Raw genomic sequence first — 16236 nt, forward strand, 5'->3', positions numbered from 1 at the left:
CCACCAAATTGAGCGGCAATAGTTTTGAGTGGATTCAATGGAGCCACCACCGACTTACTTTACCTTACCGGGCAAGCTCAGATCCCCTGAAGCGATGTCGAATACGTCAGTCACGCAAAGAAGGGGTGCGTGCACATTCACGTTTACTCGAAGAGCGGACGTGACGCCGTCATAGGCGACATCTGAAAGCTCAACACCGTTGGCAAAGCCCGCGTTCACCGTGATTTCCGTGAGTTGAGCAACCGCGTCGTGATGGGAACGGCATCGGAAATACTCAAGTCAGGAGATCTGTCTGTTACAACGGCCGCAACTGAACTTGGGGACAACAATCCAAACAATTTCAGCAGAGCTTTCAAAGACTGGTATCCCAAATCCAACGTGCTGACCCCCAAAGTTCGAGTGTTTATTGATTACCTGACCGAGAAGATCGGCAAATCGCCAGCCTGGGAGTCGCACTGAGTTTTTTCGCCTGCAATGGAAGTAGCAATGTTCGCATAATCTTTTGCTGAAAGGTGGGAGCCTGCCCGGGCAGCAAGACTTTGGGGGCTGGCGTTGAAAGATAAGTGACTGGGCCTACGTCCCAGCCGCCAGGTCTTCCAGCACCCCACCATCACGCAGAAAGTCGCTCCAGATCCACGCCATTCGGTCAACAAACCACATCTTGCCACCAGAGATCACAACTATGCCGAGGCATGTGAATCCCAAGTCGTACGCCCAAAGGCCGTATGCAAACGGCAGAAGACCTAACCCGCTGGCATAGGCCAGTGCTTTGGCCACTCGTATATGATGAGCCGCAATCTTGTCTCGGTGTCGCAGCCAGACACGCTCGCCCAATACACCTTGGGCTGACCAGCTGTCGAAAGTCTTAGGTCGGGCAAATGCACGCGGGTTGATCCAGACCCAGACCAAAACCACGCCGACGGCAACCCATGCCCAACCACCAATCCACGCCCGACTCCAGATCGCCAGCGCCAAAAGGGGCAGCGGTGTCAGCACGCGGGTCCAGACAGACCAAGGGTTTGTATGCCGCAGCCAAACCTCGTCTTTCATACCCATTAGGTGTTCGGAAAGTCGAACTATGTCCATCGGGTCACTCCAGAAACTGCAAACCCACTATTGAGATTGAAACCATCCGCTACTGATCACAACCGCTTTCAAGTCTCGTCCTTTGGTTAAGATCAGGTGCTCGCGATTACATGGCGAATATCCGGATCGATCCTGGCAAGGCTTGAAAAACATATCTGGCCCGAACCTTGCTTGAGTGTATTCTTGTCACATTTTGGAGCTTTGGGGGGCTAAAGTGACTGATACAGCGGACTTTGAGAAGATGGAGCGTCAAGGATGGGCAGATCCGTCTATTGCCAAAGGGTATGCCGACGGCTTTGAAACAGCAACGCGCCTGGTTGCCAGAACGCTTGCAGACGAAGTCGCTGCCGGGCCGAATTGCAAAGCGCTTGATCTGTGCACCGGACACGGCGTCGTGGCAGCAGAGCTTGTAGCCCGCGGCTCGGATGTAACGGGCTTGGATTTCTCTGAACCGATGATTGAGCTTGCCCAATCAGCTGCTCCAACGGCGCGGTTCGTTCAGGGTGATGCAATGGCAATAGAGTTTCCAGATGATACCTTTGATGCAGTCACAATCGGGTTCGGCGTCCCACATTTTCCAGACCCCGAACGCGGTCTGAGAGAAGTGACCAGAGTGCTGAAACCGGGCGGTAGAGTTGCCTTCTCGATTTGGCGTGGCAAAGGATCAGATGGCGCGTTTGGCTGGCTGTTCGATGCTGTTGAACGCCTGGCCGACCCATCCATCACTCTGCCTGCGGGCCCGGATGCGCACATGCTCGTAGACAGCGGAATTGCCAAACCAATGGTCGAAGATGCAGGTTTCCGCAATGTGCGGCTTATCGATGTTGCTAGCGAATTGTGCGTTTCAGATCCTAAGATGCTTTTTGATGTTTTTGATGGGGGTGCAGTGCGTGCGGCATCGCTCCTCAAGCGCCAGCCGAAAGAACGGCGTGATGCAATACGTGCGGATTTGGCAACGCGCGTTCAGGCGGAAGTAAACAAAGACATTGGAGGTTACTTCGTGCCTGCCCCTTCAGTTGTTATCACTGCTTTGTCCCAAGCCTGAGCTGCTTCGCTGTAGATCGATTTCGCCGGATGATACTTGGAGGGATCGTCCATTGATGCCGCATGGACGTAGATGCAGTCACTCATCCGTTCACTTCTACGGATCAGCGGTGAGCCACAGTTCGGGCAAAACCCGCTAAAGGTTGACCGCCCTGATCCTCCTGTCATTTCAAATGTTTTGAGCGCATCACTAATCGAAAGAGAATTGGCCACAAGTGGCACCATCTCTGAATGCCCCGAGCCGGTGAGCTGCTGGCAATCTCGGCAGTGACATCGAAACATCGGAAGGCCAGAGCGAAATCCAGAATATCGCACCAGCCCACATTTGCAGCCTCCTTCGATCTTATCATCCATGACCTCTCCTCCACCTGGAAAGGATAGAACGGCCAGTTCTTTGTGTCAGCTTGAACCTGCCGCTCCGAGGTAACGAGGACCGGCTATCGGTTAGAACGGTACAGCCACGCTTGTTCAGAAACTCCGGCGGTTCACGCCTAAACATGCATAGCCGATACCGCGAATGGAGAAAGCGTCCGGACGGGCAAGTAAACACCTCGGTTTTGCAGAAGATGTGATCATTGTTATTGTGGACGCAGAGTAATGTCGGTTTTCGAGGGGTGCAAAATGGCGCGGAAACTTCCAGACGAGGGTGACAAGAAATTTTTGGTTTATGCAGGTACAGGTACGGACCTGATCTTTAACCACGGTATCGAGCTCCCAGGATTTGCCTCGTTTCCCTTGCTGGAGAAACCCGACACCCGGGCTGTTCTGGCCGGACAAATGCAAGCGCTCGTGCAATTGGCCGACGATATGGGTGTTGGGTGTATTCTCGACGCGCCAACATGGATGGCCAATGCCGACCGTGCTTCACCTTTGGGCTACGATGCTGAACGCCTTCGTGAGGTAAACAAGGATGGTGTCGCACTGATGGAGGTGGTGCGCCAGGCTTCTGGTCGGGATGACGTTTTGGTTTCCGCCTGCGTTGGCCCAAGATACGATCCTTACGCTGACATACCGCCCATGACAGTTGAACAGGCGCGAAGTTACCACGGTGCGCAACTTGCTGTTCTGAAGGAAACCAGTGTTGATCTTGTGACCGCGTACACGTTCAACCGCCTAAGCGAGGCTGCTGGCTGTGTTCTGGCTGCAAGAGATATTGGTTTACCCATCATTTTGTCATTGGTCGTCGAAACCGATGGCTGTTTGGCTGACGGCACAAAGCTTGTTGATGCCATAGACCAGATCGAAGCAGAAACAGACGGCGCGGCTCTGTTCTACATGGTCAACTGCGCACACCCGACGCACTTTGCCGACGCGCTCAACGCGCATCCAAGGCTCAAAGGTGTTGTTGCCAATGCATCAAGTTGTTCGCACGCAGAACTGGATGAGGCAGATACATTGGATGAAGGAGATCCCGTGCAACTCGGCAAAGAAATTGCGGATGTCCTGCGGGAAAACCCGTCTATCAGGGTGTTTGGCGGTTGCTGCGGTACGGATATGCGACACCTGAGGGAAATGGCTTTGGAGGTAGGTCGCAGATAGCGCTGCTATTTTACTTACGGCGGCGTATCACCGTATGCGTGAAGCTTGATGATAGGCTTTAACGGGAAAAACAGTGATCCGAGAAGTAATTCCGATGAAATGCTGGCGAAGCGTCATGACAGGTGCTTGACTTTGCTTTTATAGACCGTGGACCAAACGTGTTCTACCGTCTCGATCACGCAACTCAATTTGAGAAGCTCAACTGACACCTTCAGGATGGAGACTGACGATGTTTGCTGGGAGGATGACAAGCTTTCGCACTCATATGCAAGAAGCCGGAATCGACGTTGCTCTCATCACCGATGACGACAACGTTTATTATCTGACGGGCTATTATGACTACTTGCATATGGAGTTCGGGCGTCCAACCATCCTGATTGTGCACCGATCAGGCGAAAGCCTGCTGATCACGCCGACAATAGACCTGAACGCGGCACGTTCGGCGGCTCATGTTGATCGTATCGCGGCCTGGAATGACGGTATGGGCGAAGAGTGGAGATCGGAACTGCCTAAAGCGGTCAAAATGGCAAAGCGCGTCGGGATCGAGCCTGATCACATGCCGCCTGTTGTGCGGACATATCTGGAAACGTTGGTCCCGGTGGAAAACCTGGTCAGCGCCACACCGATATTGGCTGAAATGCGAATGATAAAATCCGCCCAGGAACTTCAACTTGCCCGGCATGCCGGGCAAGTTGCAAGCGCTATGATGGACGCCGGACGCGACGCCATTGCAGACGGAGTGCCGGAGTTCGAAGTTGCGATTGCCACGTCCCAGGCTGGAACACGAAAGGCCGCCGAGCTTTTAGTGGCGCATTACGATGACGCGGACATGTCGCCCAACACTCATTTTCTGCAAATAATGGCGTCGGGCGACACCATCACCAAAACCCATCATCGCGCCTCAACCCGGATCATGAAACGAGGCGAGCCGGTGTTTTTGTGCTTTTGCGGCATGACCAATTTTCACCGCTTCAAACTGGGTTTTGACCGCACCTTTTGGATTGGTGAGGTGGCGGACAAACAACAAGAGAATATCTATGAGGTTGCCGTGGCAAGTCAGGCCGCCGCACTGGCAGAGCTGCGCCCAGGTGTGACCGCCGAAAGTGTGCATACCGCCTATGCCGAGGTTATCCAGGGGGCGGGTTTTGAATACCCGTTCCGGTGTGGTCGCGCGACCGGCTATAGCTTTTTGGAGAAACCACAGCTCGTCACCGGCGACACGACAGTGTTGCAGCCAGGGATGGTTTTCGCTGTTGATGGTTCAGTGTCAGTCGATACATTTCGTGCGCAGGTTGGCGACAGTTTCATAATCACCGAAGATGGTTGGGAGGCAATAACGGAACATCCAAAGTCCTTGGATGCCGTTATCCTTTGACCTTCTGACCAACGCAGTCTTTTGAATGCATTGGCGTGGCGAGCGCCTGAAATGGCGAGCCGGGTCTTAGGATTTTGTAAGTTTTGCTCCACGATCTCGCGATTGCGTTGCATCTTTAGGCATCCGCAACGCGATAAGGTGCGAGAAGTTGGAAGCACCTCCGGCACCTTCGATAGCGCAGTTTCAGAGGTAAATAAGCCACTTTGGGACCCGGCAATTGGAATGTATAACTGGCAGTGCATTGGAGAAGAAGGCGTGGCGGAAAACTTGCGTTAACAGCCATTGTTCGATTGGGGGTAGATGGAAAATGAGTGATGATTCTGAAACCTACCGAGGAATCTGTTATTGCGGCGCATGTAGTGTTTCTACTGCCGGTGAGCCGATGGTCATGGCTTATTGTCATTGCCACTCTTGCAGAAAATGGCATTCGGCGCCGGTTAATGCCTGGTGCCTCTGGTCGGCAGACAATGTCTCGTTGTCAGGACCGACGGTTCACTCGGACAAGAATGATGAAAGCCATCGTGTTTCCTGCGGCAAATGCGGGGGTGCATTGGTGAATATCAAACCCGGAAAGGACATTGTAGCGGTCTACGCAATGTCGCTGGCCGAATCCGGTTTGAGCTTCGAGCCGGCCTTTCACATCTTCTACGGCGAGCGTGTTTTCGACATGGCTGAAGGCCTGCCGAAGTGGAAGACGGTTCCGACATCGTTTGGAGGGGATGGTGCCGCTGTGACCGAACCGGACAAAACCGGTTGGATTTCCTTGAACACGCGAGCCGAAGGTTGAAACGCAAACTCACTTCGATCTTGGCGGCTGACATTGTCGGCTTCTCGCGGCTTGTGGAAGCTGCCGAGGAAGCCACGCTGGCCCGTCAGAAAGAACTGCGCGTGTCCGTGTTTGATCCCGGTGTTGCGCAGGCAGGTGGTAAGATCATCAAGTCAACGGGCGACGGATTTCTGGCCGAGTTTTCTAGTGTAGTGGAAGCGGTTCGCTTCGCGATATCTGCACAAGAAGCCGTTCGCGCAGAGGAAGAATCCACGCCTCAGGATCGGCAGATCAGTTACCGCATGGGCCTTCACATAGGCGATGTGGTTGTTGATGACGGCGATATCTATGGTGACGGTGTGAATCTCGCAGCTCGCTTGGAGGGCGCAGCCCCGACGGGCGGGATTTGCATCTCCGCTGCCGTTCGTGACCAGATCGTTGGCGTAATGGACGTGCTATTTGCGGATGTCGGTGAATTGACATTAAAAAACATCTCGCGCCCGATCCGCGCCTTTGTTTGGCCCCCCGACCAAGATGGTGCACAGAACGGTGTCAGCACACCACCCATCGGTGGTACATCCAGGAAACCGACCATAGCCCTCGCGGCATTCGAAGCCCTTGGCAGCAATGATGATGCCAAGATGCTGGCAGAGGCCTGCAATCACACGGTAGAGGCGGCGCTTGCCAATCTGACCGGATTGGATCTGATCGCTCTCGATGCGGACCCGGATCATATCGCAACCGCAGTGTTTCAGGCGTCCGGCAACCAGGTCCGTACCACCCTAAAGCTACGCGAGACGAGCACGTCAGCAACCTATCTGACCCAGCGGATGAACGGTGATCTTTCCGATCCCTTCTTGGCGGAAGATCTGTTGTCAGGTGAAATCGCAACAACGATCCGATACGGAATTCTGCAACGAATTGCTGAGCACGCGGCTGAGACAGAGACAAACGATCTCGAGGCAATGCTGAACCTCGCAGGGCATTACATGATGGGATCGCAGCCCGAAGAATGGGACGCGGCGGGCCGTCTGCTGGACAGGATCCTGACGGTCCAGCCACGCAATTTTATGGCCGTTGGAATGAAGGCGAACACGTTGATCGGCGAATTGGTATGGGGTTACCGTCCGATAAACACGGAGGATATCGAAGCGGCCGACGCCGGGTTGAGCAAGGCGGTATCGTTGAATGACCAAAGCGACTACTTGCACCTGATCCGGGGGATTTTTCACTACGGTATTACCGGCGATTTGGAAGCGGCGGTGCGGTGTGTTGAACGCGGGTTCGAAATCAGTCCGCAGTTCGCCCAGGGGCATATGGTACTGGGCTGGATTCAGAACCTGATGGGCCAACCAGAGTTAGCGCTGAAGTCCATCAAAAAGGGCTCGTTTTCTCTTGCCAAGAACCGGATATATCACCGTGTCCCACAAGCGTTGGCCCAGACTTATCTGGTTATGGGCGACTTCGAGAATGCCATCGCCAGCGCCAACCGAGCGCTACAAAATTCGCCGGGGCTGCCGGTCGCACAAATGTACCTTGCCAGCGCAGCCGGTCAGGCTGGTCTACCTGATGAAGGAGAAAGGGCGCGGGATGCCCTAATTGCGTCAGATCCGGACTTCCGAGTTAGCGGCGTGCGCAGGTTCCATTTTCAGGACCCAACACGTTGGGACGCAATCCTGGATGGACTTCGTTTAGTGGGGCTGCCCGAGTAAGCTCTCTCAGGAAATTCTGTGTTGAAGTGTGCTAACATAAATCCCCGAGGGGAACATTATGCACAACAAAGTATTGGCCGTTTTAGTTTTACTCGTGAGTTCAGGGCAGGCAATCGCCCTCGACTGTGGTGACAAAACAAATTCGTGCAAGATTGAAACCGGAGAATATCATATCGTTCTTCCGAACGATTGGCAGGGTGGACCTGCTGTGATGCACCTGCACGGTTATGGCGGTACAGGTGAGAAGATTGTAGGGAACTCGGCGTTCGTTGAAGAATTCACCAAGCGGGGATACGCATTTATCGCGCCAACCGCGCTCCCATGGTTGGATGGTAAACCCACCGACTGGTCTGTTCGAGACGGTTGGAACACCTACCCTCGCTCAGACGTAAGATTTCTCCGTGAGGTTTTGGCTGACGCTGCCCTTCGTGCAAACGTGAATGTGGGCCGGGTGTTGCTGACAGGATTTTCCAGAGGCGGATCAATGGTCTGGGAAGTTGCTTGTCTTGCACCGGAAATAGCGCTTGGTTACGCGCCGGCTTCCGGTGGTTTCTGGCTCCCGGCAACCGAAGATTGTCTAAAGCCGGTACACTTGCTCCATACCCACGGGTTTGCCGACAAAGTTGTTCCGCTTGAAGGTCGCGCAATACACAGCGAGGAGTTTGACGTTACCATCACGCAGGCAGATATCTGGCAAGGCCTGTCGGTGTGGCGGCAAGAAAACAAATGCCCACCCAATGCTGCACATCACGAAATGACCGAGGGTCTGTGGCGCAAACGCTGGAACTGCGAATACGGTAGTCTCGAAATCATTCTGCATGACGGAGGGCACGGTTACCCGACAGAATGGAGCTCCACAGCGCTTGACTGGTTTGAGAGTCTGGGAAACTGACGCATCATCAATTTCAAAAAAAATTGGTTTTGCTACGGTGAGACTTAGAAGAGCTTGTGGATCGGTCGGCTGGCCAAAAGGCGCGTCTTCTAGATTTTAGTTAGAAACGCAGAGCGGATAGCCGTTTTCATGGCGTCCAATGGCCCGGTTTCCTGTGAACCGGCTGCCGCCATCACCAACTTCGAGGTGGACGTTCTGCTGAAACCAAGGGTCTCGCCCACTATCGATAGACCGGCATTAAGTGAAGAACGCCCCAGTAGGCCCACCGCTAACCCTGCTTCGACCGCCGCGATTACACCAGCGACACTCTGGCTGGAATAGACAATGCGGTATGGTTTTGCGCGGTGCTCTAGCGAAGCGATTGCCGCGTCGCGCCACCAACAGGCGTGATCGAATACAGCCACCGGCAGAGTTTCATCGACTGAAAACTCCCGATGTGCGGATGAGACCCAACATGTTGGATCCTCAAACAACAGCTCTTCATGAGGCTCTGGGCTTTCAACTTCATAAACTGCAAGGTCCAACGACCCCTTGTCGATGGCGTCAGGGAAACCGGTGCTCAAAGCGCAGGTCACCTCCAACTCGACCTGTGGGTGGTGGTGGGTGAATGCTGCGATAATCTGAGCCAGTTTGGCTCGACCGTGATCATCTGGAACGCCAATGCGCAGTTTGCCCGTCACGGCCGTTTGGGAAATGTCCTGCAATGCCACGTCCAGACGTGTTGTCACTTCATGTGCAACGGGCAACAGCAGACGACCTGCATCGCTTAGGACGACCCCGCGCCCGTGCCGCTTAAATACGGGTTGGCCGAGGATGGATTCGAGGCGTTTGATTTGAAGGCTTGTGGCGGATTGGGACCTATGGATACGTGCGGCGCCATCCGTGACGCTGCCTGCTTCGGCGACGGCAATAAAGGTGCGCAACAAATCGCTATCCAGATTTACCATTTGAATTACCAATATCAGTGATTGAAACTATTCGTTTCAAACATGTTTGTTCAACTCCTATTTTTCAAGATCAAAGGAGTATCCTATGACCGATCAGACAATTGTCCGCCGGCAATCAGGTAAGACTTATGTGGTCTGGGGCGTGTGCCTATTGCTGTTGGTCAGCATCGGTTTCGCCTGGCCGGAACACATTGCGGATGCCACTAGGTTTGTCCTCTGGGGCCTCGTTGTCGTTGCCCCGATAGTTATTCCGGGCATCCTTCTGGCGGCCTGGATCATCGCCAGCGGAGCAGACACCCACATTGCTGGCGTGTTCGAAGGCAGGACACTCCGAACAGTGGTGGCCGCATCATTGATCGGGGCCATCACGCCAATTTGTGGTGTCACCGTACTGCCATTGATGGCAGGGTTGTTGGCTGCTGGCGTGCCGCTTGCCCCGATCATGGCGTTTTGGTTGTCATCCCCGATCACAGACCCTGCGATGCTCGCAACGACCGCTGCCACTCTGGGATTGAGCTTTGCAATTGGCAAAACGCTCGCAGCGTTCGGATTGGGTGTGTTCGGAGGGGCAGTTGCCAGCTTATTTGCCAAAGCACCTTGGTCATTGTACGCGCTTCGCAACAATGGTCTGGCACGCCAACTCAGCACAGCGCGACGTTGCAATGACCAAACCTTCGACCCATGGGTTTGGAGAACTCAAGCACGTCGGCATTCATTCAGAAAACAATTCTGGGCAACGGCACGGCTTATCTTAATCTGCCTGATTCCTGCCTTTGCGGCCGAATACGCGTTGAATGCTGCACTGACCCCAGGGGTACTTGCGGCTTATGTTGGCGAGGATCAATGGTGGGCTATACCCGCAGCGGTTTTTTTGGGTGCACCAGCCTATATCGATGGTTACGCCGCGCTCCCACTTACGCGTGGGCTAATTGACAACGGCATGTCTAAAGGTGCCGCCATGGCCTTTTTGGTTTCAGGTGGTGTGGTCAGTATCTGGGGCGCAATGGCCCTCGCCCCGGTTCTCAAACTGAAGCCATTCTTGCTCTATCTTTTGCTTGCCATTTTGGGATCTCTCGCCGCGGGATACGCTTTTGGGTGGATCGCCTGACCGCGCACGAGAACTTGAGCAGGCATCGGCAAAGCACTATTCAAGTCCGTAATTCGGCCATAGAACCGCTGCCGAGGAAAACGAAGGCTTTTGGCTCGTTCGGCTAAATCGAATAGAATGCACGTCACGGCCTTCCGCAGAATTTGGGCTTCAGAAACTGGATTCCAGTTCCGCAATTTACCACAAGCGCTGACGAGCATCGTCCTTCAGATAAGGGTTGAATTTTGCCGCCCAGAATGCACCTATGATTGAGAGATAGCCCTTTAAAGCTGAAGATGGAGCGCGACAGCTGCCATCAATTGAGAGCGTTTTTCGAACCGCGCAAATTTATGGGCAAATCGTGCAAGCTTATGCGCAAATACCGCACAGAATTATGGGCGAACACAGCCGAATTTCCTGAATGTCTTCAATGAAGACAATGCAGCGTTATGAGAACACCTACACTCTTGTAGGTGCGCCCATGGCTTTGCATTTCGCCCAAAGAATTGCATTTTTGGCCCAAGACTTTGGGCGCATTAACCTTCAACTTTCTTAGTTCGAGGCTTCATATCTTCGGGTCTCATTCTTTGCTTATTTCGCGCCATCGCCGCATTGCCGGGGAAGGTTTTCGGGTGGCCGCTTCCAGCCCAAACCGGACATTCGATACTGGGATTCGCAACTCCCGAGATGCGGGAAGAGGTGGCCATTTCGTTTTCTGCAATTGAATACGACAAGCCAGTGCGATTTTTTTCGGCAATCAAACCTGCGGTAAAACAAATGCGTATAGGCGTGACTTTTTGCCATCATCGGTCAAGATGTAAAGAACGCCACCACTTTCATCCAAAGCTATCCCCTCAGGATTCTTCACTTCCTTTACTTCATCCTTTTTGGAGTAAATTAAATCGATAGTTTTGACCGTCAGAACTTTAGGATCAAAAACGAATATTCGGCGCCCTTCATCGCTGAGTATCCATAAAGACTTGGTCTTGCCGGACCAGGCGATCCCGCTGATGTCTAGTTCGTCATCGTCGGCGCGAGATGAAACGAAACCAGCCTCAGCCGCCAATGGAACTACTCCAATAATCTCATCAATTTTCGAGGAAATGACGAGCAGCAGTCTTGGGTGACCCTCAATGACTACGAATACTTGTCCAGAGTCTTGATCTACAGTGATCCCTTCCGGTCCCTTGTTCAAAGGGTTCTCAGCAAGCATTTCAGCAACTTTGCTGTAGCCCCTGAGTGAAGAAATTGGAGTAGAATTGACTTTGATTGGGTCTGTGGGTTGGACCGTTACGATGGATCGGTCAGTTTCTGGTAACAGCAATACAGACCCATCCTTTCTTCCAGCGACACCTTCCAAGTCTGTGCCCAGATATTCTGGAAGTTTGAACGAACTCTTTAGCTCTCCATCTACTCCTAGAAGGTGCAGCTTCGATGCTTCATCGCTTACTGCCCACAAGAATCCATGAACACTGGAAAGCGACAATCCGGATGGCTCAGAAAAGCCCGCTGATTTATCTGCCACTTTGTAAGACTCAATAAGTTCCAACATATCAGTCTGCGCTCTCACTGGGCTCGTTAACGCAAAAACGTTGGCGACCACAGCAAGGCTCGCGCAAATTTCCTTTGCAACTCTTCGTTTGTGCCGATCATTTGGCTGGTTCATTCGAGTAAAACCTGCGTTCGTTTGGACTTAGTTCATACTCGATCAAAAATCGATGTTGTCCAACCTAACACAGTATTTGGCGGAAGTATGATGTCTGATCCAGCAAGGCTTTACCGGAACTAAATTCATAAGGTTGAATTGGTCTATGGGAGTGCGGCTTAGTCGTGAGGTGTTGAGCGATTAAGCCAAGTTACTCACTACAGAGCGACTATTCGACGATTCAGCGGGAGGAAAAGACTGTTGAGTAAGCTATTTTCGATTGTATCGGTCCTTTTGGCGGTGCTTTTGCCTAGTGTTAGCTATTCTCAGATTGATCCTGCTTCCTTGCTTGCAGGAACATCCGAGTCAGAGATAGTAATTGAACGAAGCTGGACTCAGTTCCGCGGCACGCAGGAACTCTACTTTTTCACACTGGACGTCATCGTAACGATCATTTTGACCGCTTTGATTGTCTATCATCCCGTACGACGTAAAGCGCGCCGAAGTGTCAGCGATCTGGTTATGCCCAGATTGTTTTTCCTGTACGCGCTGATCGGAATGGCCGTAGGGTTCCTCGTTGTTCAACATGGGTCAATGATTGGTTTCGTTATCTTTGGCATCGGCGCGTTGCTCAGGTTCCGCTCCAATCTGGATGATCCGGTCGATACAGTCGAAATGATTATCGTAACGGTTCTTGGTCTTGCGGTCGGTTTGGGCTTGCCGCTGATGGCCACTCTGGTGGCGATTGTGTGTTGGTGTTTCATTTGGCTAGGCGGACGCAACAGGGGTGTCGAAGTTTCCCTGAAGGCCTCAGACGAAGAGCACTCATTGAACGTCAGCGGCGCCATTGAAGCTATGGCCGCAGACGCTGGATGGAAGCTGGTCAGAAAACACCACGTCCCCGGAAAATCTCGCGTTTCATTGCTTTTCATCACCTCGGGTGGACTTTCAGAAGCCCGGATAGAAGAGATGATAAACGACTTGGTTCCTGAAAAAGTTGAACTGAAACTCAACCTCTAGTCATTTGACAAGGTCCAAACGTTTCAACACCGCGTTCGGGGATCTGATCTCTTTCGGAAGCGACTTGAAGTTTACCGACCTTTCGAAATTAGGTCCTCGATATACTGCTATCCCAAATTCTCCGTTTGGCTGAAACGTAACATGAGTGAAGCTGTGAGGTGATCTGGCTTTTGAGCCGATAAGCCGTCGGGGACCACCTCCCAAACAAGCTTGGGAGACGTAAGCAACACCGTCTTTCCAACCTGGATAGAAGGCATGATGGTGGCCTGACAGATGCAGAACGACACCGCTTTCCAAATAGATTTTTTCAAGTGTTGGGTCGCCGATGATTTCGCGTTCGCGCTGGATCGCGAATGGCCAAAGTGGGAGGTGACTGAAAGTGACAATCGGGTCGCCGTCTGCACCCAGTTCCTGTAGGCGATCCTGCTGGTCACCGGATAGGGGTCCTAGGGTCGTTGCATCCAGAGAGGCAAACGTAATGCCCTGCATCTCAAATGCGTAGAAGAACGGGTAGTCATCTGAAAGCAGGAAGTCGACGTCTGGTTTTCTCGGAGTCCATTCCTCTGCGTATATTTTTCTTTCCCGCTCGAACCCACGGTACGCAGAGGCGTCATGGTTTCCTGGCGTGACCGCAAATGGAATGCCGGCAGCCGCTAAAGGATCTGATACGGCCTCGTGAAACGCCTTCCACATATCCCTGACCTGTTTGTCGGACAAGTTGGGAATGCGCTGCCCCGCAACCATATCTCCGGTCGAAATAACCAGATCTGGATCAATCTCGACTATCCGCTCAATCGCTTTGTCGACGCGGGCATCGTATCTTACCGAACCATAGCTTCCATTCAGATCCGATATGACGATGACATCCAATGCCGCCGCTTTGCAGGCGACCAGAGCGGTCCAAATGAATGCCGCAAAGAGCGTAGAGAGCTTACGGGTCACTACAGTTCACGGCCTCCACTTCGGTGTCGTTTCTCAAAAAGAATGCGACAGGATCCAAGTCGAACATCAAATCACCATTAGAACAATTGTCCCGGAGGATGGATGTTGCCAGCGCGGTGTTTTTCACAACTTGGGCAATCTGACTGTCTGACAACCCAAAGCTTTGCGACAACCAGCCGTAGACGGGACCTTGAGATTGAAGGTCATTATTCAAAGCGACCAAGCGCCGATACGTACTTGGAGAGAAGTGCCGCATTTTCTCTAGCATTTGAGTAGATTTTGCGAAATTGGCATACTCGACCCGCCCACCAGCATCGTTGTCGTTTAGATTGCTGCGACGGATCAATAATGCGTCGGCGGGAACGTCTCCATCGTTTGGTTCATGGTGCTTGGCCTTCCTATGCTTCAGGTCTCCGTCTTCGACCCAATACCAATAGGGTGTGAAGTCTATGTTTCCCACACGGTCCTGCTGGCTAAAGATGAAGTCGAGTAGAACAATCTCGGTGAGTTCTTGCATCCAAAATGCCATCTGTTGGTCACTGACATCGGGGCCGAGATCCTTGTTGATCATCCGGTCTTTTCGGCCTTCTTTAACGCCCTCTGCAATGGCTTCTGGCAAGGGTTTTGAAGAACTCAAAGCCAAGAAAGCGGGGGTTTCCTGAAAATCGCGGTTTTGACCTTTCCCCCAGCCAGACTTACGAGTGCCGTTGATTTCCGAGCCGTATCGATGCCCAGGACTATCAAGCAGTACACCGTAAATTTGCGTTCGATCCGCGGTGAATAGATCGTCGGTTGGCTGGTATGATTTCGGGTCAGCATCCGCAGCTGCGAAGACCCGCCAGCCTTCGTGGTTCATTCGCCCGCCATGAGATCCACCAGAAATCGCAAGGCCAGGCTCGGCGACCTCGGAAAAATGCGCCTGGGCGTCCATGCTACGCCAAACAGCGACTGGAACTCTGACAGTTGCGTCGAAATATCTGGAGAAATGATAGTAAAGCAGTGAAGACGTGGAAAACGTTCCACTGGTGCCTTTTTGATTCATGGTGGACTTGAATTTAGCCACCCTGTCCTTGGCCAGATCTTTTGCCGCCTTCCCCTCCTTGCAAGCGTTTCTCTCGAATTCAGAACGGTTCCCCACGTAAGGTCCTTCCGAAATATCGTAGACGGCCATTCCTGGGCTGGTGCTCCAGGTTTTTGGGCAAATAGCAATTTCGGAGGCATAGAAATCGATCTCGCAATAGGCCGCTTCCTCCTCAAGATCGCTTTTCTTATACTCGCCCGTTGGAACTTTATTGATCCGAATACAGCGTTCAGTAACACCGTTGGGACTATTAAATGTCGTGGCTTCACCGAGAACATCGTCGTTCGCCCACAAGACGGCGGGTGCAATGAAAGCAAGTGACCCCAGAAGGATGAACTTCATTTGGATAGTCCTCCCAATATCATTTGGGGCAAATCGTTGCCTGTTGTTCGGTGGAGATTTTCAACTTGGGGTCGACGCTGAAGTTGGAGAATTTTGAGTCAATCCACTGGTCGCACCCGCCTGAACAAGGGGCCCCGTTTCGGGCATCATTCCAATATTCCTTGGCCCTTTCTTCTGTCCAACCACAAAACTGAACGAGCGCCATTGCCGACAATGCCCCCGAGGAATGAACGCCCCACATGCAGTGCACCAAGACAGGTCCTTTTCCAGGGTTTTCAATCACCTCGTGTATGGAAGCCATGACAGCACCGGGCCGGGAGGATCTGGCACTTTGATAGTCAAAGGATCCGTTTCCACAACTGGTGCGACCGTACTCAGTGTTTTTGCCAAAGTCGGCATAAAACCCGGTTGAAAACCCTTCACCGCACAAAGTTTCGCGTTGTCCTTCACTCAGGCCCGTTCGGTCCTTGTCGCCGCCTTTGAAACCAGAGCGATACAATACTCCGCTTAAGACTGGGCGAAAAAAGGCGACACCATCAATTCCTCCGTCGCCACCCTTTGAAAGCATTTGACTGTTGCTTGGGCCACCGTTTCGACTGGTCACATCAGAATTCGCCGCGGTTGCAAGAACACCAATGAATATGAGGGACGTCAAAAACCGCATGCGTATTCCTTTCTGTTTTCAGCCAGCGATGCTCACGCTTTTCTTGCCGGGAGTCCCGCGGAGAGGCTCGTTCACGGTAACCATGTAAGGTGGG

At 52.7% G+C, this 16236-nt stretch carries 15 protein-coding genes; 8 read left to right on the forward strand and 7 right to left on the reverse strand.

The genetic code is table 11. The features are described 5' to 3' along the window. Window positions 1-573: 573 nt before the first annotated feature. Window positions 574-1086 carry a DUF6653 family protein gene (locus ACR0AL_RS14605; protein WP_480663556.1) on the reverse strand — a complete coding sequence of 171 codons (513 nt, stop codon included), beginning with the start codon at window positions 1084-1086 and terminating at the stop codon, window positions 574-576. A gap of 214 nt (window positions 1087-1300) precedes the next feature. Between ACR0AL_RS14605 and ACR0AL_RS14610 the strand changes: the two genes are divergently transcribed. Next, window positions 1301-2131 (forward strand): class I SAM-dependent methyltransferase, encoded by an 831-nt coding sequence (locus ACR0AL_RS14610; RefSeq protein ID WP_480663558.1) that lies wholly within the window; start codon window positions 1301-1303, stop codon window positions 2129-2131. Here the strand turns inward: ACR0AL_RS14610 and ACR0AL_RS14615 are convergent. Beyond that, complete coding sequence (locus ACR0AL_RS14615) at window positions 2080-2484, reverse strand: GFA family protein (protein WP_480663560.1); 405 nt, start codon at window positions 2482-2484, stop codon at window positions 2080-2082. The two genes, ACR0AL_RS14610 and ACR0AL_RS14615, sit on opposite strands and share 52 nt — an antisense overlap. A 267-nt stretch (window positions 2485-2751) precedes the next feature. On the opposite strand from ACR0AL_RS14615, the gene ACR0AL_RS14620 reads away from it, so the two are divergent. From ACR0AL_RS14620 to ACR0AL_RS14640, 5 genes are all read left to right on the forward strand, one after another. Beyond that, a complete protein-coding gene (locus ACR0AL_RS14620; RefSeq protein WP_480663562.1) occupies window positions 2752-3669 on the forward strand; it encodes a homocysteine S-methyltransferase family protein in 918 nt (305 codons plus the stop codon). Window positions 3670-3898: 229 nt separating this feature from the next. Then, entirely contained in the window at window positions 3899-5044 is a 1146-nt protein-coding gene (locus ACR0AL_RS14625) for a M24 family metallopeptidase (RefSeq protein WP_480663564.1), read from the forward strand. A gap of 307 nt (window positions 5045-5351) precedes the next feature. After that, complete coding sequence (locus ACR0AL_RS14630; RefSeq protein ID WP_480663566.1) at window positions 5352-5831, forward strand: GFA family protein; 480 nt, start codon at window positions 5352-5354, stop codon at window positions 5829-5831. Next, complete coding sequence (locus tag ACR0AL_RS14635) at window positions 5828-7522, forward strand: adenylate/guanylate cyclase domain-containing protein (protein WP_480663568.1); 1695 nt, start codon at window positions 5828-5830, stop codon at window positions 7520-7522. Before ACR0AL_RS14630 ends, ACR0AL_RS14635 begins: the two co-directional genes overlap by 4 nt. Window positions 7523-7580: 58 nt before the next feature. Further along, on the forward strand, window positions 7581-8414 hold the full coding sequence (locus ACR0AL_RS14640) for a CE1 family esterase (protein WP_170552465.1): 834 nt from the start codon (window positions 7581-7583) through the stop codon (window positions 8412-8414). A gap of 89 nt (window positions 8415-8503) precedes the next feature. On the opposite strand, the gene ACR0AL_RS14645 is transcribed toward ACR0AL_RS14640, so the two are convergent. Further along, a complete protein-coding gene (locus tag ACR0AL_RS14645) occupies window positions 8504-9361 on the reverse strand; it encodes a LysR substrate-binding domain-containing protein (RefSeq protein ID WP_480663570.1) in 858 nt (285 codons plus the stop codon). An 85-nt stretch (window positions 9362-9446) separates the two neighbouring features. Here ACR0AL_RS14645 and ACR0AL_RS14650 point away from each other — a divergent pair, with 85 nt between their 5' ends. After that, on the forward strand, window positions 9447-10469 hold the full coding sequence (locus tag ACR0AL_RS14650; RefSeq protein ID WP_480663572.1) for a permease: 1023 nt from the start codon (window positions 9447-9449) through the stop codon (window positions 10467-10469). 736 nt (window positions 10470-11205) lie between these two features. Here ACR0AL_RS14650 and ACR0AL_RS14655 read toward each other — a convergent pair. Continuing rightward, a complete protein-coding gene (locus ACR0AL_RS14655) occupies window positions 11206-12000 on the reverse strand; it encodes an SdiA-regulated domain-containing protein (RefSeq protein ID WP_480663574.1) in 795 nt (264 codons plus the stop codon). Between the two features lie 354 nt (window positions 12001-12354). Here ACR0AL_RS14655 and ACR0AL_RS14660 point away from each other — a divergent pair, with 354 nt between their 5' ends. Beyond that, complete coding sequence (locus ACR0AL_RS14660; RefSeq protein WP_480663576.1) at window positions 12355-13113, forward strand: DUF4956 domain-containing protein; 759 nt, start codon at window positions 12355-12357, stop codon at window positions 13111-13113. On the opposite strand, the gene ACR0AL_RS14665 is transcribed toward ACR0AL_RS14660, so the two are convergent. From ACR0AL_RS14665 to ACR0AL_RS14675, 3 genes are read right to left on the reverse strand one after another with little or no spacing between them, the layout of a single operon-like run. Continuing rightward, window positions 13114-14055, reverse strand: coding sequence for a metallophosphoesterase family protein (locus ACR0AL_RS14665; protein WP_480663578.1), 942 nt, complete (start codon window positions 14053-14055; stop codon window positions 13114-13116). Next, complete coding sequence (locus ACR0AL_RS14670) at window positions 14045-15478, reverse strand: hypothetical protein (protein WP_480663580.1); 1434 nt, start codon at window positions 15476-15478, stop codon at window positions 14045-14047. Before ACR0AL_RS14670 ends, ACR0AL_RS14665 begins: the two co-directional genes overlap by 11 nt. 19 nt (window positions 15479-15497) lie before the next feature. Further along, window positions 15498-16142 carry a hypothetical protein gene (locus ACR0AL_RS14675; protein ID WP_480663582.1) on the reverse strand — a complete coding sequence of 215 codons (645 nt, stop codon included), beginning with the start codon at window positions 16140-16142 and terminating at the stop codon, window positions 15498-15500. Between the last annotated feature and the right edge of the window lie 94 nt (window positions 16143-16236).

The sequence above is a fragment of the Ruegeria sp. BB1 genome (assembly GCF_056539465.1).